19 protein-coding genes are annotated in these 19,775 nt (G+C 60.3%); 12 read left to right on the forward strand and 7 right to left on the reverse strand.

Annotated features, from left to right (window positions below; translation table 11 throughout):
- Position 1 precedes the first annotated feature (1 nt).
- Together Q0931_RS06750 and Q0931_RS06755 are read right to left on the reverse strand one after the other, a co-directional pair.
- Positions 2–1,429, reverse strand: coding sequence for an ATP-binding protein (locus tag Q0931_RS06750; RefSeq protein ID WP_299258564.1), 1,428 nt, complete (start codon positions 1,427–1,429; stop codon positions 2–4).
- Positions 1,426–2,088, reverse strand: a complete 663-nt coding sequence (locus Q0931_RS06755; protein ID WP_299258566.1) for a response regulator transcription factor — start codon at positions 2,086–2,088, stop codon at positions 1,426–1,428. Before Q0931_RS06755 ends, Q0931_RS06750 begins: the two co-directional genes overlap by 4 nt.
- A 313-nt stretch (positions 2,089–2,401) precedes the next feature.
- On the opposite strand from Q0931_RS06755, the gene Q0931_RS06760 reads away from it, so the two are divergent.
- Both Q0931_RS06760 and sixA read left to right on the forward strand, forming a co-directional pair.
- The gene (locus tag Q0931_RS06760) at positions 2,402–3,508 is read left to right on the forward strand and encodes an NAD(P)H-dependent glycerol-3-phosphate dehydrogenase (RefSeq protein WP_299258568.1); all 1,107 of its coding nucleotides are present in this window, start codon (positions 2,402–2,404) and stop codon (positions 3,506–3,508) included.
- Positions 3,505–4,002: a phosphohistidine phosphatase SixA gene (gene sixA / locus Q0931_RS06765; protein ID WP_299258570.1), complete on the forward strand. Its 498-nt coding sequence runs from the start codon at positions 3,505–3,507 to the stop codon at positions 4,000–4,002. The genes Q0931_RS06760 and sixA overlap by 4 nt, the downstream gene beginning before the upstream one ends.
- Before the next feature lie 28 nt (positions 4,003–4,030).
- Here sixA and Q0931_RS06770 read toward each other — a convergent pair whose 3' ends face one another.
- Positions 4,031–4,981, reverse strand: coding sequence for an AEC family transporter (locus Q0931_RS06770; protein ID WP_299258572.1), 951 nt, complete (start codon positions 4,979–4,981; stop codon positions 4,031–4,033).
- 444 nt (positions 4,982–5,425) lie between these two features.
- Here Q0931_RS06770 and Q0931_RS06775 point away from each other — a divergent pair, with 444 nt between their 5' ends.
- Positions 5,426–6,304 carry an alpha/beta fold hydrolase gene (locus Q0931_RS06775; protein WP_299258574.1) on the forward strand — a complete coding sequence of 293 codons (879 nt, stop codon included), beginning with the start codon at positions 5,426–5,428 and terminating at the stop codon, positions 6,302–6,304.
- On the opposite strand, the gene Q0931_RS06780 is transcribed toward Q0931_RS06775, so the two are convergent.
- A complete protein-coding gene (locus Q0931_RS06780) occupies positions 6,289–6,873 on the reverse strand; it encodes a Smr/MutS family protein (RefSeq protein WP_299258576.1) in 585 nt (194 codons plus the stop codon). The genes Q0931_RS06775 and Q0931_RS06780 overlap by 16 nt on opposite strands.
- 185 nt (positions 6,874–7,058) lie before the next feature.
- Between Q0931_RS06780 and prmB the strand changes: the two genes are divergently transcribed.
- Both prmB and aroC read left to right on the forward strand, forming a co-directional pair.
- Positions 7,059–8,027: a 50S ribosomal protein L3 N(5)-glutamine methyltransferase gene (prmB, locus tag Q0931_RS06785; protein ID WP_299258578.1), complete on the forward strand. Its 969-nt coding sequence runs from the start codon at positions 7,059–7,061 to the stop codon at positions 8,025–8,027.
- 88 nt (positions 8,028–8,115) lie between these two features.
- Complete coding sequence (gene aroC, locus Q0931_RS06790; RefSeq protein ID WP_299258580.1) at positions 8,116–9,207, forward strand: chorismate synthase; 1,092 nt, start codon at positions 8,116–8,118, stop codon at positions 9,205–9,207.
- A 12-nt stretch (positions 9,208–9,219) separates the two neighbouring features.
- Here the strand turns inward: aroC and Q0931_RS06795 are convergent, their stop codons facing one another.
- Positions 9,220–10,479 (reverse strand): hypothetical protein, encoded by a 1,260-nt coding sequence (locus tag Q0931_RS06795; protein WP_299258582.1) that lies wholly within the window; start codon positions 10,477–10,479, stop codon positions 9,220–9,222.
- A 217-nt stretch (positions 10,480–10,696) separates the two neighbouring features.
- Between Q0931_RS06795 and cysE the strand changes: the two genes are divergently transcribed.
- Positions 10,697–11,527, forward strand: coding sequence for a serine O-acetyltransferase (gene cysE, locus Q0931_RS06800; protein WP_299258584.1), 831 nt, complete (start codon positions 10,697–10,699; stop codon positions 11,525–11,527).
- 71 nt (positions 11,528–11,598) lie between these two features.
- On the opposite strand, the gene Q0931_RS06805 is transcribed toward cysE, so the two are convergent.
- Positions 11,599–12,576, reverse strand: coding sequence for a nucleoside-specific channel-forming protein Tsx (locus Q0931_RS06805; protein WP_299258586.1), 978 nt, complete (start codon positions 12,574–12,576; stop codon positions 11,599–11,601).
- A gap of 132 nt (positions 12,577–12,708) precedes the next feature.
- Positions 12,709–13,599 carry a LysR family transcriptional regulator gene (locus Q0931_RS06810; protein ID WP_299258588.1) on the reverse strand — a complete coding sequence of 297 codons (891 nt, stop codon included), beginning with the start codon at positions 13,597–13,599 and terminating at the stop codon, positions 12,709–12,711.
- 157 nt (positions 13,600–13,756) lie between these two features.
- On the opposite strand from Q0931_RS06810, the gene leuC reads away from it, so the two are divergent.
- From leuC to asd, 6 genes are all read left to right on the forward strand, one after another.
- Positions 13,757–15,214 carry a 3-isopropylmalate dehydratase large subunit gene (leuC, locus tag Q0931_RS06815; RefSeq protein WP_299258590.1) on the forward strand — a complete coding sequence of 486 codons (1,458 nt, stop codon included), beginning with the start codon at positions 13,757–13,759 and terminating at the stop codon, positions 15,212–15,214.
- Between the two features lie 33 nt (positions 15,215–15,247).
- Entirely contained in the window at positions 15,248–15,895 is a 648-nt protein-coding gene (gene leuD, locus Q0931_RS06820) for a 3-isopropylmalate dehydratase small subunit (RefSeq protein ID WP_299258592.1), read from the forward strand.
- A 7-nt stretch (positions 15,896–15,902) separates the two neighbouring features.
- Positions 15,903–16,673: a class I SAM-dependent methyltransferase gene (locus Q0931_RS06825; protein WP_299258594.1), complete on the forward strand. Its 771-nt coding sequence runs from the start codon at positions 15,903–15,905 to the stop codon at positions 16,671–16,673.
- 9 nt (positions 16,674–16,682) lie between these two features.
- A complete protein-coding gene (gene leuB, locus Q0931_RS06830; RefSeq protein WP_299258596.1) occupies positions 16,683–17,768 on the forward strand; it encodes a 3-isopropylmalate dehydrogenase in 1,086 nt (361 codons plus the stop codon).
- 191 nt (positions 17,769–17,959) lie between these two features.
- A complete protein-coding gene (locus Q0931_RS06835; RefSeq protein WP_299258598.1) occupies positions 17,960–18,580 on the forward strand; it encodes a GNAT family N-acetyltransferase in 621 nt (206 codons plus the stop codon).
- A complete protein-coding gene (gene asd / locus Q0931_RS06840) occupies positions 18,574–19,689 on the forward strand; it encodes an aspartate-semialdehyde dehydrogenase (protein ID WP_299258600.1) in 1,116 nt (371 codons plus the stop codon). The genes Q0931_RS06835 and asd overlap by 7 nt, the downstream gene beginning before the upstream one ends.
- The last annotated feature ends 86 nt before the right edge of the window (positions 19,690–19,775 follow it).

The raw sequence follows: 19,775 nt of genomic DNA on the forward strand, positions 1-19,775 counted from the left end.
GTCAGGACGGCTGCAGCGCCGGCCAGATGACGGTCACGATAAGCCCGTGTGGCTGTCGATTGTCAATAACCAGCGAGGCCTTCTGACGCTGGGTCAGCTGTTTGACGATCGAAAGCCCCAGGCCGCTGCCGGTCATGCGCTGATTGGCACGATGAAAACGCTCGGTAATCTTTTCAAGCGATTCATCAGGCACGCCGGGACCATTGTCAATGACCTGAATCATCGGCTGTCCGTTGGCCCGGTCCAGGTGCAGCATGACGGTGCCGCCATCAGGGGTGTAGCGCAGCGCGTTGTCCAGAAGATTGCGCAGCAGTACACCCAGCTCGGTGGGGTCTGCGCGTAGCTCCAGCGAGGACAGGCCGCTCATCTCCAGCTGCTGGTGCCGACGACCGGCCAATGGCCACATCTCGCCGGCCAGCTCTGAAGCGATGGGGTAGAGATCTACCCGATCAAGCTGGCGCTGCGGCGTCCGTTCGACGCGTGCCAGCGTCAACAATTGATCGACCACACGCTGTAGACGCTCAATACCCTGACGGGCCTTGTCCAGCGAACTCTGATGATCCTGTTGGCTGGTGCGGGCGTTATCAAGATGTATCTTGAGTGCCGCCAGCGGTGTGCGAAGCTCATGCGCGGCATCGGCCGTAAAGCGTCTTTCCCGATCCAGTGCCATCCGCAGCCGCTCGATGAAAGCGTTGAGCGAATCGCGAAGCCCCTTCAGTTCACGGGGTGGCGCCTGTTCAATTGGGGTGAGATCCTGGTGATAGCGCCGTGAAACTTCGGCAGAGAGATTGTCGATGGGGCGCAGGCCGCGACGAATGACCCACCAAAGGGCGATGCCCAATAGCGGCAGTATCAACAAAAACGGAATGCTGTTGCCCAAAAGGATCTTGTCGACCAGTTCCTGCTGAAAGTCATCACGCAGCCCCGTGGAGACCCAGACACCATGTTCCTTGTCGTAGATACTGAAAACGCGCCACTCTTCTTTATCATAACTAACCCAGCGATAGCCTGTTTTTTGAGGCGGCGGAAATGGCCCCTTGTCGTTCCACTCGGCACTGAGCATGCGTGGCGTGCGATCAGTGTTCCAAAAGCCCAGTGATAGAAGTCGTTCCTCTTCCCGAAAGCGCCGCGGCGCTGTCATGGAGTGTGTGTCCATGACAAGGCTCGAATTATCGCTGCCTTCCATGTTGTAAAAGCGCGCCGCATGGCCGGGCTGCGTCAGGCGATCCGCCAGCGCCTGATAATCCTGCGAATCCATGTTGATATCGATCATGCCGGTGACGATGCGCCCGAACTGGGACAGCTGCGCGTCAAACATTTCCTCAAGCTCGTGTTTGGTGATCAGCCACGCTGCCAGGCCCGAGAGGAGGGCGCTCATCAGTACCAATCCCATGACGGCCTGCGTCAGGTAGCGGCGAATCGACATCATTCGATCGTATCGTCCAGACGGTAGCCGATGCCGCGCAGGGTCACGATCAGGTTGCTGTCGAGTTTCTTGCGCAGGTGGTGAATGTGTACCTCCAGGGCATTGGATTCGATCTCGTCACAGCAGCCATAAAGCAGCTTTTCCAGATGGGGGCGGGTAAAGACCTGCCCGGGATGCTGGGCCAACTCGTGCAGCAGGGTATATTCACGCCGGCTGAGTTTGACCAGACGATCCTTCCAGCTGACCTCATGGCGGGCATGATCGATATGCAGCGGACCGATCCGGATATTTTGCTGGGTGCGCCCGCCCAGACGGCGACTGATGGCGCGCAGCCGGGCCTGAAGTTCATCGACATCGAAGGGCTTTAAAACGTAATCATCGGCGCCGGCATCAAGACCCTGAATACGATCCTCCAGGCTGTCCCGCGCGGTCAAAATCAATACCGGAATATTGTGGGCGGCGCGAATGCGGCGCAGCACTTCCATGCCATCAATGCCGGGTAGCCCAAGATCAAGGATGACGGCTTCTACCTGGTCCTGCTCAACGTGCTCGAGCACGCTTTCGCCCTCGGTCAGCCAGGTGACCTGATGGCCTTCACGGCGCAGCGCTGTCTCGACGCCATCGCCCAGCAACAAATCATCTTCGACGAATAATACCTTCATGTTATTGGGTTCCCGGTCAGAACGTTGCATGGACGGCACGGTGTACTCCGAATGCAATGATGAATGATGGTGTCATGCTCTCATGATCCTGGGGCCGTGTAATGGTGCAGGTCATTGATGCCAACCTTCTGACCCTGAAAGTCATGATAGGTGCCCGCGCCGGCATGGTGGAAGGTCTCTCTGTTCAATCAGCACCATGGTTTGCTTTGGGAGGTCTCCGATATTCTGCGCAGCAGGCAGGACCATGCGTTACCTGTGTCGCCGACAGGCGTTACACTAAAGGCTGACCATCGTCGATCAACAAGGATTCTCCATGGCAGTCGAGCATCAGCCTCAGGTCAGTACAGATGATATTCGTGTGCCTCCGGTCGCCGTGCTTGGAGGCGGCAGCTTTGGTACGGCACTGGCCAGTATTGCTGCCAGCGGTGGCGCCAGGGTGCGGCAGTGGATGCGCGATGCAACCCTGGTCGATCATATGAATACCCATCGTATCAACGATCGCTATCTGCCCGATTTCAGAATTCATCCCGATGCCGTGGCTTCTACCGATCTGGCATGGGTGCTTGAAGAGGCGCGACTGGTGTTGATTGCCATTCCTTCGGGCGGGTTTCGTCAGGTCGTGCGTCAGGCCGCCCCTCATTTTGCTGCCGATGCCATCCTGGTCAGTACGACCAAGGGTATCGAAACCGACAGTTTCCTGCTGATGAGCCAGATTCTGGAGCAGGAAACTCAAAGTGCCCATATTGGTGTGCTCTCGGGTCCTAACCTGGCCGCTGAAATCGCGCAGGGGCATCTCAGTGCCAGCGTGATTGCCAGCAACGACGAACAGACCCGGTCACGCGTGCAGGCAGCGCTGTCATGTGATCATTTTCGTGTCTATGCCAGCAATGACCGCTATGGTGTTGAGATGGGCGGCGCGCTCAAGAACATCTATGCCATTGCCGTGGGCATGGCGGCCGCCCTGGGCATGGGCGAAAACACGCGCAGCATGCTGATGACCCGGGCGCTTGCCGAAATGAGTCGTTTTGCGGTGGCGCAGGGCGCCAGTCCCATGACCTTTCTGGGGCTGGCAGGGGTAGGCGATCTGATCGTCACCTGCTCTTCCAACCTGTCACGCAATTACCGGGTCGGTTATGCGATGGGAGAAGGGCGCACGCTGGATGAGGCCATCGCAGCGCTCGGACAGGTGGCCGAAGGGGTCAATACGGTGTCACTGATTGTCAATCGGGCCAGTGAGGAGAACATCTATATGCCGCTGGCGACCGGGCTTTATCGGGTCATGTTTGAAGGCGTTGCGCCGCGGGACATGGCCACGGCGCTCATGCGCAGTGAACAGAGCAGTGACGTTGAATTCACGCTGCCGCGAGAGGATACGCGGCGTGCACAGCAGCAAACCGCAGCCAGGGATATCCCATCATGAAAATCTATGTAATGCGCCATGGTGAAGCCGCCTCCGGAACGCCTGACGCCCATCGCCCGCTGGATCTCACCGGCCAGCAGGAGGTTGCCCGGATCGCTGACTGGTTTGCCTCGGTTCTGGGTGACAGGAGACATCAGTTGAAGGTGGTGGCCAGCCCCTACGATCGCGCCCAGCAAAGTGCTCGTATTATCGGTCAGGCGCTGCAGGTGGATGACATCATGACCCTGCCCATCATGACGCCCGATGCACCGCCGGAAACCCTGATCGAATGGCTCACGCATAACGTCGATCCCCGTGAGGATGATGCGCCCTGGCTGCTTGTCAGTCATATGCCGCTGGTGGCCGAACTGGTAGGCCAGCTGGTAGATGGCAGCCCCAATGCTCGACTCCCCATGGGCACTGCCGACGTGGTCGAACTGGAAGCTCAGGTCTGGGCGGCAGGGTGTGCGACGCTGGTGCGTCATGTCACGCCTGCGACCGCCGCAATCGCCTAGATGCTCAAACCAGCGTGATGGCGGGCGTTCAGCTCGCCATCCCGGTGATCTGCATAATGAAAATGCCCAGTGTGATGGTGACGCTGCTGGCCAGTGTCGTCATGGCCACCGTGTTCGCGGCAAGTCTTGCATTGCCGCCCATCGCTCTGGCCATCACGAAGCTGGCAGCCGCTGTAGGGCTGCCCAGAAACAAAAAGAGCAGTACCAGCTCCCGTCCTTCGAATCCAGCAAGCCAGGCGAAGAACACCGCCACCGCGGGCATGGATACCATCTTGATCACACTGGCGCCCAGCGCCACACCACTGGCTTCGCGTATGGCGGCCATCGACATGGTGCCGCCAATGCTAATCAAGGCCAGCGGCAGCGTCATGTTGGCAAAATATTCCCCCGAGGTGTGCAACCAATCCGGCAGGGAAAGACCGCTGGCGGCAAAGGAAAGCCCTGCCACTACCGAAAGAATCAGCGGATTTCTCAGGATCTTGAGCGCAATGCTGCGCCAGCTGATTTTTGCCTGCGGCTGATACCAGGCCAGCACGATCACGGCCAGCACGTTATAGAGCGGGATGATGGTTGCCACAAGTACGCTGCCGGCGGACAAGCCGAACTGCCCATACATGCTGCCTGCCAGTGCCAGCCCGACAATGCCACCATTACCGCGAAAGGCGGCCTGCACATAGACGCCGCGATCTTCAAAAGCGACCCGCCGGGTTGCCCACCACCAGATGAGCAAAAAGCTTGCCACTGTTGCCAGCGCCAGATAGGCCATAAGGCTCGGCATCAGCGCCTGTGACATGTCGGCATCGATCAGGGAAAGAAAGAGCAGGGTGGGCATGGCGCCACGAAATACCAGCGCCGAGCTGGTATTGATAAACGCGGTGTCGATCCATTTGAGACGCTTGAGCACGATGCCTAAAAGGACCATGGCAAAAACGGGAAACGTCACGCCGAGCGTTTCAGCAAAAAGGTCTGAGGGGTTCATGCGGAAATACCGTATGGCGACAGAGGCCATGACATTATGATGTCTTTGACGAATCAGGCCCGTTTGGACACGTTCATGGAAAGACCAGTGAAGGACGTCGTGTCGAAAAGTGTTTCAAGGAAGTGATGTCGTCCGGGATTTAGAGCATGACAAACCCGGTCACCAGACCGGCCAGCACAACGATGAAAAAGAGGCGGTTTCGCAGGCGACGGGAAGAAACAGACATTCGCGGCTCCGGGGCAGATGGCGTAAGGACCGCGACATCATACGCCTTGAGGGCGCAAGCGGCGAGCCAGCACCCTGTGACGCTCGGTCGCGAGGCGTTGGCATGACAGGCCTCTGAAAAATCCTCGGCCCTGTTTAAAGGGTTCAATGCCTTACAGGGAGTGCATCGCGGCGGCGGTCGTCGTATTGTCTTCAGTTTGAAGACATGGAGCGAGCAGGATGAGCGCAAGACCGCGAGAGTGCCATTTGGCCGATAATCGTCTGGCCGGTCTGGTATGGGAACGGGAAGGACTGTCGATGGAGGCGCCGACCTGGGTGGCCCTGCACGGCTGGCTGGATAACGCGGCGACCTTCACACGGCTGGCGCCGCTGCTGGTGGAAAAGCTCGATATTCGCATCGTGGCGATCGACCTTGCCGGGCATGGCAAGTCGCAATGGCTGGGCAAGGGCACGGATTATGCGCTGTGGGATTACCTGCATGATGTACTGGATGCCCTTGATGATCTGGGGATCGAGCGTGCCACGCTGCTGGCTCATTCGCTGGGTGCCTGCGTCTCCTGTCTGCTGGCAGCGGCGCTGCCCGAGCGCATCGAACGGCTCTGGCTGATCGACGGCATCGGTGCGCTGACGACACCGGTCGACCAATCGACCCGGCAGCTGCGCAATGGCGTGCTTGGCGTGCGCCGGCCGCTCTCGCCGCCGCCGTCCTATGCAAGTCTTGAGGCGGCGCTCAACGCGCGCGTAGCTGGGGCCATCACGCCGCTGGATCACGATACCGCCGAGCCTTTAATCGCGCGCAGTCTGATGCAGGATGACGCGCGGGTGCGCTATCGCACCGATCCGCGACTGCTGCGTCCCTCACAGGTCAAGCTGACGCCCGAGCAGTCACGCGACATGCTGCTGTCCATTCAGGCACCGGTGGATCTGATCGAGGCAAACGATGGCATTATTGGCGATCATCTGGATCGTGAGGGCGTGCGCCATGAAATGACCACCCTGACGACTCATCGCGTGCCCGGTGGGCATCATCTTCACCTTGAGCCGCATAGCGTGGCGGGTGTGGCCGAAGTGATCCTCCAGGCCTATGGCGCGGCGTAATCCTCGCGCGTGCGGCGCAGCAGGACATAGACGGCACCGGTGCCGCCGTCCCTGTCCTGTGCCGAGCAAAAAGCCAGCACTTCGGGAAGTTCTCTCAGCCAGGCATTGACGTGGCTTTTGATGACCGGGTAACGGGCCGCGCCCGACCACGCCTTGCCATGAATAACCAGTACACAGCGCGCCCTATTGGCCCGGGATTCATATAAAAAAGCTTCGAGCTCCATGCGAGCCTGCTCCAGATCGTGGCCATGTAGGTCCAGGCCCGCCTGCCAGGCGATCGCGCCGCGCTTGAGCTGGGCAAGCGTTCGATGCGGCAGGTCACTCAGGGCAAACATCAGTGCTTCCGAGGGCCGTACCGGATCAACGCGGCCATCGGAGGTGCGAGAAGAGGTGGCCGTTACCGCATTGCCATTACTGGCCGCTGCTTCACGGCGATGGCGCAGCTCGCTGCGTTGGGTCGGCCGGCCGGGGTCGGCACGGTCATGGTGAACGGGGCGAATGTCGCTGCCCTGCATGGCCTCGCGAAAGGCTGTCCGGTCGTCATCGTCAGGCAGGCGGTTACCGGTCATGCCTTTTCTCCGCTGGGTAATGGTGACCGTCACACTGACGGTGGCGCTGGCGCCATGAGTTCAGCCGGTAATTATAGAGAATCGAGTGCCGATGTGCAGGCCTGTACCGATGCGCCGGTACGGGATAACGGGTACACTTTCGACCTTTCTTCATTTTACCCAAACTCGACAAGGCCGCCGCATTCATGAGCGACGTTTCTGCCCGCATGCCTGTACCCGCCGCCGCGCCACTCTCTCTGGATGATGACACCCTGATCGATGAGCTGGTCACCGTGCGTGATTATCTGCGTCTGGCGGTCAGTGTCTTCAATGCCCATGATCTCTATTACGGCCATGGCACGGATAGTGCCTGGGACGAGGCCGTGGCGCTGGTGCTGGGCGCACTGCGCCTGCCGCATGATGTCGATCCGGCCATTATCGATGCCCGGGTCCTGCGTATAGAGCGTGCGCGCATCATCACACTTTTGCGTGCACGCACCGTCGAGCGTCGTCCGCTGCCCTATCTGCTCGGGGAATCGTTCTATGCCGGCGTGGCGTTCAATGTCGACGAGCGTGTGCTCATTCCGCGCTCACCGATTGCCGAGCTGATCGAATCGGGCTTTGATCTGTGGTTTGAAGAGCGCGATCCGGCACACATGCTGGATCTGTGTACCGGTTCGGGCTGTATCGGTATCGCCGCCGCGCTGATGATGCCGACCACCCATGTCATGCTCTCTGATCTGAGCGAAGACGCCATCGACGTGGCGCGCAGCAACATTACCCGTCATGACGTGGGTGATCGCGTAAAGGCGGTGGCCGGCGATCTTTTCGCACCGGTGGCCGGGCAGCGTTTTGATCTGATCGTCAGCAACCCGCCCTATGTGGACGCCGGTGATCTGAGCGGCATGCCTGCCGAATTCAACCACGAGCCGACGCTGGCGCTGGGCGCCGGTCATGACGGGCTGGATCTGGTGCGGCGCATGCTGCGCGAGGCCCGGGAGTATCTCACCGACGACGGCGTGCTGATCGTTGAGGTCGGCAATTCCGAGCGCCATGTGATCGAGACCTGGCCGGAAGTGCCGTTTTTATGGCTCGAATTCGCCCGCGGCGGCCACGGCGTGTTTGCGCTGACCTCCGCCCAGCTCGAGGAATGGGCGACGGTGCTGTCGCGCTGAGCAACGAGGCCGGCAGGCGCTGATTTGAATTTTGATCTGTCGTACGCCCGGGTGACGGGCCGGTACGTCGCACTATCAGGAACACAACATGTCCGGTAATACCTTCGGCAAACTCTTTACGCTGACCACCTTCGGAGAGAGCCACGGCGAGGCGCTGGGCGCCATCGTCGACGGCTGCCCACCGGGTCTGCCGCTTTGTGAGGCGGACCTGCAGGGCGATCTGGATCGTCGTCGTCCCGGCAGCTCGCGCCACACCACGCAGCGGCGCGAGGCCGATGAGGTGCGCATTCTCTCGGGCGTGTTCGAAGGGGTCACTACCGGCACGCCGATCGGACTCATGATCGAAAACACCGATCAGCGCTCGAAGGATTACTCAAAGATCAAGGATCAGTTCCGTCCGGCGCACGCCGACTACACCTATCACCACAAGTACGGCATTCGCGACTATCGTGGCGGCGGACGCTCCAGCGCGCGTGAAACGGCCATGCGCGTGGCCGCCGGTGCCATTGCCAAGAAGTATCTGGCGGCCAGGGGCATTACCGTACGTGGCTACATGAGTCAGCTCGGCCCGATCAGCATCGACTTCAAGAGCTGGGACGGCGTCGATGACAATCCCTTTTTCTGCCCGGACCCGGCACGCGTGCCGGAGCTTGAGGCCTACATGGATCAGCTCAGACGTGACCAGGACAGCGTCGGGGCTCGCATTACCGTGATTGCCGAAGGGGTGCCGGTCGGCCTGGGCGAGCCGGTATTTGATCGCCTCGACGCCGAGCTGGCGCATGGGCTGATGAGCATCAACGCGGTCAAGGGCGTGGAAATCGGCGCGGGCTTTGACAGCATTGCCCAGCGCGGCAGCCAGCATCGCGACGAGATGACGCCCGAGGGCTTTCTTTCCAATCATGCCGGCGGCGTGCTGGGCGGCATTTCGACCGGCCAGCCGGTCGTGGCGCATCTGGCGCTCAAGCCGACCTCCAGCATTACCACGCCCGGTCGGTCGATCGACGTGCATGGCGAGCCGGTCGAGGTGATCACCAAGGGGCGTCACGATCCCTGTGTCGGCATTCGGGCCACGCCGATTGCCGAGGCCATGATGGCGCTGACCCTGATGGATCACCTGCTGCGTCAGCGCGGCCAGAACGGTGAGGTCAGCGTCGATACCCCGCGGCTCGGGCAGCGCTAGCGCCCGGGGAGGCTACTGCTTTTCCCGGGCCTCCTCCGCCTGTTCTGCACGTTCATGGGCCCGCTTCTGGCGGGCCTTTTGCCGATAGCCATAGGTGGCAGTGCGTACCGTCTCATCGCTTTCAAGTCCAGCACCCAGCGCGCCGGCAATGGTCGCCACCGAGGTGGCAAGCCAGGCCAGCGACAGATAGTCGGAAAGCCCGATGTCGTGTTCCAGCGTGCTCTGCAAAAGGCTTGAGGGCACAAACAGTGCCACCGCCCCCAGAAACAGCACCAGCAGTGACACATAATAAAACACCACGCCCATGCTTAGGGTCATCAGGGTGGTGAGGTTGTAAAGACGTGCCATGGGAAAGGCCTGCGGATGCTGCTGTGGCTCCCACAGGCCATGATCAAGGATGATCCAGCCAATCATGGCCGCCATGGCCGCGATCATGAGGGCGACAAATCGCAGCGGATCGTAGGCATCGCTCAAGCGCCACAGGGTCGGGAAGATCAGGCCGTAGGCGCCGGTGGCAAAGGCCACGGCGATAATCTTTCGAAAGGTGGGGAAAATGGTCCAGGGACGGTTGGCTCTGACCATGCCGCCCAGCAGCTTGCAGGTGCCGGGCAGGCGCTTGGCGGCCACGAACCGCACGTCAATGCCCTGCTGGTCGTCGTTAACACTCACCCGCCTGATGGGCGCGATGCGCTCGGAAAGGCGCAGACCCATCAGGTCGCGGGCATTGTGTCGACGCCACCATTTCAGAAAGCTGCGGCCCCGGCGGTCATGGCGTGCCTGCTGTCGATCGCGCTCGGCCTCCGAGCTGCCATGGTGGAGTTCACTGACCAGCTGCACAATGGATTCGGCCAGTCGACGCCGCAGCGGCGAGGCGCCCAGGGCCGGTTGTGAAAGGATGGCCACGCCCCGCGCCTCACAGGCTTCGGCCACCACCAGCTGTCGGTGGCGAAAAATGGGCAGATCGGTAATGCAGATGATGTAGTCCCAGTGTCGCGACTCGCTGAGCTCCTGCGCCTTGGAAAGAATGTCACGGGTATTGTCTTTGGCACCGATCAGCGGGTCGGTGACGCGATCCAGCTGCCACTGGCAGGTGTCATCGACCTCGCTGGCGAGCTGATCCGCCAGCGCTTCGATGATCAGCGACACCAGTATTTCGGGCAGTTCCGGGGCCGGGACCAGCCCCACAGTCAGCGTGGTCTCGGCAGAGAGCTCGTGAGCCTCTGATACATCCTGGGGTTGGCGTTTGCCGTGGCGGTTTTGATCGGATGACATGAGATCCGTCCTCTTCTGGTGAAGGGCAGTGGGCAGAATCCAGAGTCTGGTGCAAAAGGGCGGCTTCATCACGTGATTGTGTTGAAACGCGCGTCACCGTAAACGCTGCGAGCACAAAAAATTACGCTGCGTTACTCTAGCCGCCGTCAACAGGGTTCAGGATGGGGACACGGCGGGTATGTCTCCGGCGAATACGATATCTTCGATGAGACGCAATATGCTGCATGAGATCAGCGCACAGGCCAGAGTTTTCAGCCTGCTGCATCAGGAAGCACTCGTGGCCGCGCAGGTTGAACCCCTGCTGGCGGACATGCTCGATACCTATGTAGTGTCAAGGTCCCACCTTGAAGGGGCCCTGACGGCGGTCATGGCGTCGACCCTGACGGATAAAACGCTTTCGACCGAGGCTCTGGCTGAATGTTTTCAGGGGCTTTATCAGGCGAACCCGTCACTGGTCGAGAATGCAGCATGTGACATGATGGCGGTTTTTGAGCGCGACGCCGCTAGTAGCGAGTACCTGCCCATTTTGCTGTATCTCAAGGGCTTTCAGGCGCTGCAGGCGCATCGCCTGGCGCATGCCCTTTGGTGTGCCGGGCGGCACATGCTGGCGCGTGCCCTGCATCATCGCACCACACAGGCCTTTGGTATCGATATTCATCCGGCCTGTCGGGTGGGCCGTGGCGTCATGCTGGATCATGGCACGGGCATCGTGATCGGTGAGACCGCCGAGATCGGCGACAACGTCTCAATCATGCAGGGCGTCACGCTTGGGGGCACCGGCAAGGAAAGCGGTGATCGCCATCCCAAGGTACGCAGCGGCGTATTGATTGGTGCCGGTGCGACCGTGTTGGGCAATATCGAAATCGGTTTTGGTGCCCAGATTGGTGCCGGTAGCGTCGTGCTGGCTGGTGTGGAGGCGCACACCACCGTGGTGGGTATCCCTGCGCGCCAGGCCGGAAGGCCACGCTGCCCGAGCCCGTCGGTCACCATGGAACATGGCAGTTTTCAGCACGTCCCCAGGGGGCAGCGGTATCAGCAGGGCTCGTAATTGAATCGAAGGCGAAATAAAAAGGGCCGGTCATGTGACCGGCCCTTTTGATTTTTGCACGTCTGAAAGGGTTAAAACTGCCAGCCAACGCCGAAGTAGTAGCCCCAGCCGGTGCTGCGCACACGAAAATCGCCGTCGCCGAAATTCAGCTCACTGCCATCGTTCCACTGGCCGCCGTTATGGAAATAGCGGGCCACGGCCAGAAAGCGCAGATGTGTGAAGGAGTAGACAAAGGCGTTGGTGGCCACGACCGACTCGTTGGTGCGCGCCGGATCATCGTCGCCCAGATCCGAGCCAAAGTCATAGTTGGTGAAGCCGGCATAAAACAGATTGGCGCCATTATCAAAGCTTGCCAGCGGGTAGCTGTACTCGAGTTGCGCGCGATAGCCATCCCAGCTGTTTTCGTTGTCCGCCCCGTAGTTCTCCCACTGATAGCGGCCGTAGAAGTTGAAGGACACATCCAGCGGTGATCCGGTATCGATGTCCGTGCCCAGACCGCTATAAAGCGTGTTCTGGCGATTGTCGCTGTTGTGCCCCCAGTCATAGATCCAGTTGGCGGCCAGATACCATTCCCTGATGGGCCCAAGGCTCAGGTCACGACCGCTCAGCTCATTGAGGGACAGTCGTGGCTTGATCTCGGCAAAGATTGGCGAGCCGTCGTCGAAAATGCCGCTGTCGGCGGCATTGCCAATGCCGAAGAATTTGGGCATGTCGATATAGCCGTAGAGATCCAGCGGTCCCTTGCGGCCGAAAAACTCATATTCCAGATAGATGTCATCGATTTTTTGTGGGCCGAAGCGAATGTCCTTGCTGCCAATGACGGTGACATTCTGGTTGTACCAGTCCGACAGATAGGCGCTGCGTGGTGCCTCGTCGGTGGTCTCATAACTGGCGGTTTCACCCGAGGCCGCCTGCGTCTCGGTGTCCTGTGGCCCGGCATGAGCCGACAGCGGCAGCAGCAGGGCGGTTGCGATCAGAGCGTGAGACGCGCCAAAAGACGTGCGCAGGCTCGCCCGGCATGTGATGGGCATGCGTAGAGGGTTGGACATGGTCATTCCTTGCAAGACGTTGTGTTGTTATTGGTCGGATTATCATTGTGTATGGCAGGTGCCCCCTGCAGGCGAAGATGGCACCATGCCGGGCCTTGTGATGCAACTCTTGCGTGGTTTCATGATCACGGCTCAAACGCCAGGAGGTAGCTGGCGAGAGTCTTCGAGCAGATCGATCATGGCGCGTGCAGCATTGGAAAGCGTGCGGTTTTCGTGAAAGAGATAGCCCAGCGGGCGTTCGATCGGCGGGTGGTCGATATCGAGTCTGTGAACACTCTCATCGAGCAGGGTTTCAGGCAGCACGCTCCAGCCAAGCCCGATGCTGACCATCATCTTGAGTGTTTCCATGTAATTGGTGGACATGGACACGCCGACATCCAGTCCCGCCTGATTAAAGGCGCTCATGACCATGGCCCGGGTGAAGGTCTGCTCGCCGGGCAGCACGGCATCTACCTGGCTGAGAGCGTCAAGGGTGAGCGAAGAACGCTGGTGTGTGAGTGGATGATCCGGCGCGCAGACAAAATGAAGCTGATCCATCCATAAGGGCGTGGCCACAAGGGGCTTCGCCGTGTGCGGTGCCAGTGTTGCCAGGGCAAGCTCAAGCGAGCCATCCAGCACGCCCTGATAGGCCTGCTCGGAATCCAGAAACTGCATGTCCAGTCGCACATTGGGCCAGCGCTGTGTATAGCGTCGCAGTACCGGCGGCAGGCGATGCAGCCCGATATGGTGACTGGTGGCCAGACTCAGTCGGCCGCGCACCGTACCGCTCAGGCTGGTCAGTGCGCGCTGGGTGTCCTCGAATAGGCCCAGAATCTCGCGGGCACGGGGCAACAGCAGATGACCCGCTTCGGTCAGGGCAATGCGCCGGCCGATGCGATCAAACAAACGCGCATCCGTTTGATGTTCAAGCGTGGCGATGCGTTTGCTGACGGCAGACTGGGTCAGGTGGATCTGCTCGGCGGCCAGCGAGAATGAACCGCATTCGGCCACGGCCACAAAAGCGCGCAGGCTTTCGGTTTCCATTAATTCCTCTCAGGAATGCATGCCATGAATAGGATGAATTGCTTTCATGGTATATCGCGGCGTAGTGTAGAAGCTAGACAGGTGTGAATGGGCCACATCACAAGAGCCTCAAAACATCACGGACCGTGAACGCGCCTCGTGCGCAAGGAGAGACGACATGGCAGGACAGACGCTTTATGACAAGCTCTGGGCATCGCATCTGGTGTCCAGCCGCGATGACGGCACGTCACTGATCTATATCGACCGTCATCTGCTGCATGAGGTGACCTCACCGCAGGCCTTTGAAGGACTGCGTCTGGCTGACCGTCGCCCTTGGCGTATCGATGCCAACATCGCCACGGCCGATCATAACGTGCCGACCTCATTAAAGGAGCGCAGCGCAGGGATTGCCGGGATCGAGGACAACGTCTCACGCATTCAGGTGCAGACGCTGGATGACAACACCACAAGCTTTGGCATCGAGACCTTCGGCATCAACGATGTGCGTCAGGGCATCGTGCATATCATCGGCCCCGAACAGGGCGCGACACTGCCGGGCATGACCGTGGTATGCGGCGATTCCCATACCGCCACCCATGGCGCTTTTGGCGCGCTGGCCCACGGTATCGGCACTTCCGAGGTCGAGCATGTCCTGGCCACGCAGTGTCTGATCCAGCGCAAGATGAAGAACATGCAGGTGCGCGTGGAAGGGCAGTTGGGCCCTCACGTCACTGCCAAGGATATCGTGCTGGCCATCATTGGCGAGATCGGCACGGCTGGCGGCACTGGCTGTGCCATTGAATTTGCCGGCAGCGCCATCCGCGATCTCTCCATGGAAGGCCGCATGACGATCTGCAACATGGCGATCGAGGCGGGCGCTCGTGTGGGGTTGGTGGCCGTCGATGACACCACCATCAATTACGTCAAGGGCCGTCCCTTTGCGCCGACACCGGAGCAGTGGGATGCCGCCGTCGAGAGCTGGCGTTCGCTGGTTTCCGACGATGACGCCGTCTTTGACAAGGTCGTCACCCTGGACGCCGCCACCATCGAGCCGCAGGTCAGCTGGGGGACCAGCCCCGAGATGGTCGTGGGTATTCATGACAGTGTGCCCGACCCGTCGCAGGCCACGGATGACACCACGCAGCGCGGGATTACGCGGGCATTGGAATACATGGGGCTGCACGCCGGTCAGAAGATTACCGACATTCAGCTGGATCGCGTGTTTATCGGCTCGTGCACCAACGCGCGCATCGAGGATCTGCGTGCCGCGGCGGCCGTGGTGGAAGGTCGCCAGGTGGCTGGCAGTATCAAGCAGGCGATGGTGGTGCCGGGTTCCGGACTGGTGAAGCGCCAGGCCGAACAGGAAGGCCTTGATCAGGTATTTCGTGACGCCGGTTTTGAATGGCGTGAGGCGGGCTGCTCGATGTGTCTGGCCATGAACGCCGACAAGCTGGGTGCTGGTGAGCACTGTGCCTCGACCTCGAATCGCAATTTCGAGGGGCGTCAGGGCTATGGCGGGCGTACGCACCTGGTTAGCCCGGCGATGGCCGCGGCGGCCGCGATTGCCGGCCATTTCGTCGATGTTCGCGAGTTTGTCGACACGCCGGCGCCGGCCCGGCGCGTTGCCGGGCTTTAAGTGCTCGTCCACGCCATTTTCAAGGAAACCATCATGAAAGCCTTTGTACGTCAAAAGGGTCTGGTTGCGCCGCTGGATCGTGCCAATGTCGATACCGACCTGATCATTCCCAAGCAGTTTCTCAAGTCGATCAAGCGCACCGGCTTTGGCCCCAATCTCTTTGATGAGCTGCGCTATCTCGATGAAGGCTATCCGGGGCAGGACTGCTCGAACCGGCCGATCAATCCGGATTTCGTGCTCAATCAGCCACGCTATGAAGGCGCAAGCGTTCTGCTGGCGCGCAAGAACTTTGGCTGCGGCAGCTCTCGCGAGCACGCGCCGTGGGCGCTGGAAGACTTCGGCTTTCGCGTCATCATCGCACCGAGCTTTGCCGACATCTTTTTCAATAATGCCTTCAAGAACGGACTCCTGTTGATCCAGCTTGATGAGGCCACGGTGGATCGACTGTTCGATGCCGTCGAGCAAACGCCGGGCTATCGTCTGGACGTGGATCTGATCGAGCAGAAGATCATGACGCCGGAAGGAGAGACGATCGGGTTTGAGGTGGATGCGTTTCGCAAGTACTGCCTCGAAAACGGGCTGGATGATATCGGTCTGACGCTGACCGATAACAGTCACGCAATTCGCGAGTTCGAAACGCGTCACCGCGCCGCGCAGCCCTGGCTGTTCCGGGGTGCCTGAGTCGAGTGTGAAAAACGACCACGACACCGTTGTCGAGCGTCAGTTCGGTGGCCAGGCGGCCGCCTACCTGAGCAGCAGCGTGCACGCTGACGGGCAGGAATTCGATCAGTTGCGTGAACGTGTCGAGGGGATGGCCGCTGCCCGTGTGCTGGATCTCGGCTGCGGCGCCGGCCACGTCAGCTTCAAGGTGGCTGATCTGGCCGACGAGGTCGTCGCCTATGATTTATCGCCGCGGATGCTTGAGGTCGTGGCGGCTGAAGCATCCAGGCGCCAGCTGAATAACATCCGCACGGTGCAGGGCGTTGCCGAGTCATTGCCGTTCGTCGACAACAGTTTCGATGTGGTCTGCAGTCGCTTCTCCGCCCATCACTGGCGCGATGTTGGTCTGGCGCTGCGTGAAGCGAGACGTGTCCTGAAACCCGGAGGGCTGGCGGCGTTTATCGATGTCGCATCGTCCGAGCAGCCGCTTTTCGATAGTTTCCTGCAAACCATCGAAATGTTGCGCGACACCAGTCATGTTCGCGATTACACACCGAGCGAATGGGCGCAAATGGTCGGCGAAGCGGGACTTGTCGTGACCGCCAGTTCGCGCCAGCGCCTGCGACTGGATTTCGAGACATGGATGGCGCGCATGCGCACGCCGGATGTGATGCGCGATGCGATTCGCCATCTCCAGAGTCAGGTCGGTCAGGAAGTGCGCGACACCTTCGAGGTTACCGCAGACGGCTCGTTCACGACCGATATGCTGGTGCTGTGGGCGATAAAAGAACCGTTTTAAGGAAAAGACATGAGCAAGAAGATTCTGGTGCTGCCAGGCGATGGTATCGGGCCGGAAATTACCCGTCAGGCGCGCCGCGTACTTGAAGCCTGCCGCGAGGCGGGACTTGATATCGAGATTGATGAGGCACCGGTCGGCGGCGCCGAAATCGACCGCTCCGGTGTGCCACTGGCACCCGAAACGCTGGAGAAGGCCAGGGCGGCGGATGCCATCCTGCTGGGCGCGGTAGGTGGGCCAAAGTGGGACACCATGCCCGATATTGCCAACCGTCCGGAGAAGGGACTGCTGTCCCTGCGCAAGGAGTTGAATCTCTTTGGCAACCTGCGCCCGGCGCTGCTCTATCTGCAGCTGGTCGAGGCCTCGAGCCTCAAGCCGGAAGTGGTGTCAGGCCTTGATATCATGATCGTGCGCGAGCTGACCGGCGGTATCTACTTCGGTCAGCCGCGCGGGCGCGAGACCCGCGAAGATGGCACACGCTATGGCTATAACACCTATATCTATGACGAGAACGAAATTCGTCGTATCGGTCGGGTGGCGTTCGAGATGGCGCAAAAGCGGGGCAAAAAGCTCTGCAGCGTCGACAAGGCCAACGTGCTGGAAGTCACCATTTTGTGGCGTGACATCATGAACGAGCTGGCACCCGAATACCCGGATGTCGAGCTGTCGCACATGTACGTGGATAACGCCGCCATGCAGCTGGTGCGCGCACCCAAACAGTTTGATGTGATCGTCACCGGCAACATGTTCGGCGATATCCTCTCTGATGCTGCCGCCATGCTGACCGGCTCGATCGGTATGCTGCCATCGGCTTCGCTTAACGAAAGCGGTCAGGGCATGTTCGAGCCCTGCCACGGCAGCGCGCCGGATATCGCAGGCCAGGGGCTGGCCAATCCGTTGGCCACCATCCTGTCGGTCGCCATGATGCTGCGCTACTCCCTCAACGAGCCTGACATGGCCGAGCGCATCGAGCGCGCCGTCGGGACCGTGCTGGATCAGAACCTGCGCACCGCCGATATCGCCTATGCCGGTACCCGCCAGGTGACCACCGAAGAGATGGGGGACGCCGTGGTGGCCGCGTTCGAATCGAACGCCTGATGAGGGCAGACGGTCGCGCACACTCCATGACAGGCGTGACATGCCCCCGACTACGGCAGCGAACGTGATAGTTCGCTGCCGTTTTGCTGTCTGGCGCCTGCCACGGCATCCACTGCAGGCTGACGTGGCTGGTCATGCGCATCGCGAATGGTAGACTTAAAACCCGGTGGTGCGTTGGTAAAGGAGAGGGCATGTCGTGGAAACAGGAAGGGCAGCGCTGGTTGATTCGTCAGGCCCGCATGGAGGATGCCGAGGCCGTCCGGCGCATCTTCAATCATGAGGAGGTCTATCCCACTACGATGCAGCTGCCTTTCAGTTTGCTTTCGCGCTGGGAAAGATTTCTTGAGAAGGCCGAGCAGGGCCACCATCTGCTGGCAGCCTGTCATCCTGAAACGCCCGATGTGCTGCTGGGGTTGATCGGACTGCATCCGGTGGCAGATTCGCCGCGTGTGGCCCATGTCCGAACGATTGGCCTTTCCGTGCATCCCGACTACGCGGGGCAGGGGATCGGCAGTCAACTTTTAAAGGCGGCCATTGATCTGGCGGACAACTGGTTGAACGTAACCCGTCTAAGCCTTGGGGTGTACAGCCACAACCAGCGGGCGATCGAGCTTTATCAACGCCATGGCTTCGTACGAGAGGGTCTGTGTCGCGGGCTCTCCTTTGGGCATGGCCGCTATCTGGACAGTCTTGAAATGGCACGCCTGCATCCGCGTCTTGAACAGGCGCTTGAAGCACAGGGCGGTTTTGAATACAGGCTTGAAGACAGGCATGCCCATCATTTATCACAACAGGGGAACACAAGATGTTGAGAACCGGATTTGTTGGCTGGCGCGGTATGGTGGGTTCCGTACTGCTGCAGCGGATGCTGGAAGAGGACGGCTTTAAAAACATTGAGCCGGTCTTTTTTACCACTTCTCAAGCAGGCAGGCCCGGCCCGAATGTGGGTGTCGATGTACCGCCACTCAAGGATGCCTTTGATATTCAGGCGCTGGCCGAACTGGACGTGATCGTGACCTGTCAGGGCGGCGACTACACCAGCGAAGTATATTCGAAGCTGCGCGAATCCGGCTGGAAGGGCTACTGGATCGATGCGGCCAGCACCCTGCGCATGAACGACGACACGGTCATTGTACTGGATCCGGTCAATCGTCAGGTCATCGATCAGCGCCTGGACGATGGCTTTAAAACCTTTGCCGGCGGCAACTGCACGGTCAGCCTGATGTTGATGGGGCTGGGCGGTCTGTATGAGGCCGGGCTCATCGAATGGATGACGTCGATGAGTTATCAGGCGGCCTCGGGGGCCGGCGCGCAGAACATGCGCGAGCTGCTCAACCAGATGTCTTTGGTAGGCAATGCAGCCCGCGCCGAGCTGGATGACCCGGCGTCCGCGATTCTGGACATTGATCGCAAGGTCATTGAGGCCATGCGTGGCAGCGACTTCCCCACGGAGCATTTTGGCGCGCCGCTGGGTGGCAGCCTGCTGCCATGGATCGACAAGAAGCTGGATAACGGTCAGAGCAAGGAAGAATGGAAGGCCGGTGTCGAGAGCAACAAGATTCTCGGGCTGGCACCCAACACGGTCCCGGTCGACGGCCTCTGCGTTCGTATCGGCTCCATGCGCTCCCATGCGCAGGCCTTCACGATCAAGTTGACCCGCGATGTGCCGATAGACGAGATCGAGGATCGAATTGCACGTCATAACGACTGGGTCAGCGTGGTGCCCAACGACAAGGACGCCACGCTTGCACGCCTGACGCCTGCGGCCGTGACCGGGACGCTCGATGTGCCGGTGGGTCGTCTGCGCAAGATGGCCATGGGCAGCGAGTATCTCTCGGCCTTCACGGTCGGCGATCAGCTGCTGTGGGGCGCGGCCGAGCCGCTGCGTCGCATGCTGGCACTGCTGGTCGAGCGCCACTGACGCCACCCGCCATCGTTATGCCGTAACAGGGCGCCTCATTGAGGCGCCCTTTTTGTTGATGGCTCTTGAAAGAGTGACGGGAGAGT

The organism is uncultured Kushneria sp. (genome assembly GCF_947497025.1).
In the GTDB taxonomy this organism is placed as follows: Bacteria; Pseudomonadota; Gammaproteobacteria; order Pseudomonadales; family Halomonadaceae; genus Kushneria.

What these genes read in the sequence shown, in the direction of transcription:
- Q0931_RS06770 (WP_299258572.1), bottom strand. Translation starts at nt 4,981, where the DNA reads ATGAACCCCTCAGACCTTTTTGCTGAAACGCTCGGCGTGACGTTTCCC.
- aroC (WP_299258580.1), top strand. Translation starts at nt 8,116, where the DNA reads ATGTCCGGTAATACCTTCGGCAAACTCTTTACGCTGACCACCTTCGGA.
- leuD (WP_299258592.1), top strand. Translation starts at nt 15,248, where the DNA reads ATGAAAGCCTTTGTACGTCAAAAGGGTCTGGTTGCGCCGCTGGATCGT.
- Q0931_RS06835 (WP_299258598.1), top strand. Translation starts at nt 17,960, where the DNA reads ATGTCGTGGAAACAGGAAGGGCAGCGCTGGTTGATTCGTCAGGCCCGC.
- Q0931_RS06760 (WP_299258568.1), top strand. Translation starts at nt 2,402, where the DNA reads ATGGCAGTCGAGCATCAGCCTCAGGTCAGTACAGATGATATTCGTGTG.
- cysE (WP_299258584.1), top strand. Translation starts at nt 10,697, where the DNA reads ATGCTGCATGAGATCAGCGCACAGGCCAGAGTTTTCAGCCTGCTGCAT.
- asd (WP_299258600.1), top strand. Translation starts at nt 18,574, where the DNA reads ATGTTGAGAACCGGATTTGTTGGCTGGCGCGGTATGGTGGGTTCCGTA.
- Q0931_RS06780 (WP_299258576.1), bottom strand. Translation starts at nt 6,873, where the DNA reads ATGACCGGTAACCGCCTGCCTGACGATGACGACCGGACAGCCTTTCGC.
- Q0931_RS06805 (WP_299258586.1), bottom strand. Translation starts at nt 12,576, where the DNA reads ATGTCCAACCCTCTACGCATGCCCATCACATGCCGGGCGAGCCTGCGC.
- prmB (WP_299258578.1), top strand. Translation starts at nt 7,059, where the DNA reads ATGAGCGACGTTTCTGCCCGCATGCCTGTACCCGCCGCCGCGCCACTC.
- leuB (WP_299258596.1), top strand. Translation starts at nt 16,683, where the DNA reads ATGAGCAAGAAGATTCTGGTGCTGCCAGGCGATGGTATCGGGCCGGAA.
- Q0931_RS06795 (WP_299258582.1), bottom strand. Translation starts at nt 10,479, where the DNA reads ATGTCATCCGATCAAAACCGCCACGGCAAACGCCAACCCCAGGATGTA.
- leuC (WP_299258590.1), top strand. Translation starts at nt 13,757, where the DNA reads ATGGCAGGACAGACGCTTTATGACAAGCTCTGGGCATCGCATCTGGTG.
- Q0931_RS06750 (WP_299258564.1), bottom strand. Translation starts at nt 1,429, where the DNA reads ATGATGTCGATTCGCCGCTACCTGACGCAGGCCGTCATGGGATTGGTA.
- Q0931_RS06755 (WP_299258566.1), bottom strand. Translation starts at nt 2,088, where the DNA reads ATGAAGGTATTATTCGTCGAAGATGATTTGTTGCTGGGCGATGGCGTC.
- sixA (WP_299258570.1), top strand. Translation starts at nt 3,505, where the DNA reads ATGAAAATCTATGTAATGCGCCATGGTGAAGCCGCCTCCGGAACGCCT.
- Q0931_RS06810 (WP_299258588.1), bottom strand. Translation starts at nt 13,599, where the DNA reads ATGGAAACCGAAAGCCTGCGCGCTTTTGTGGCCGTGGCCGAATGCGGT.
- Q0931_RS06775 (WP_299258574.1), top strand. Translation starts at nt 5,426, where the DNA reads ATGAGCGCAAGACCGCGAGAGTGCCATTTGGCCGATAATCGTCTGGCC.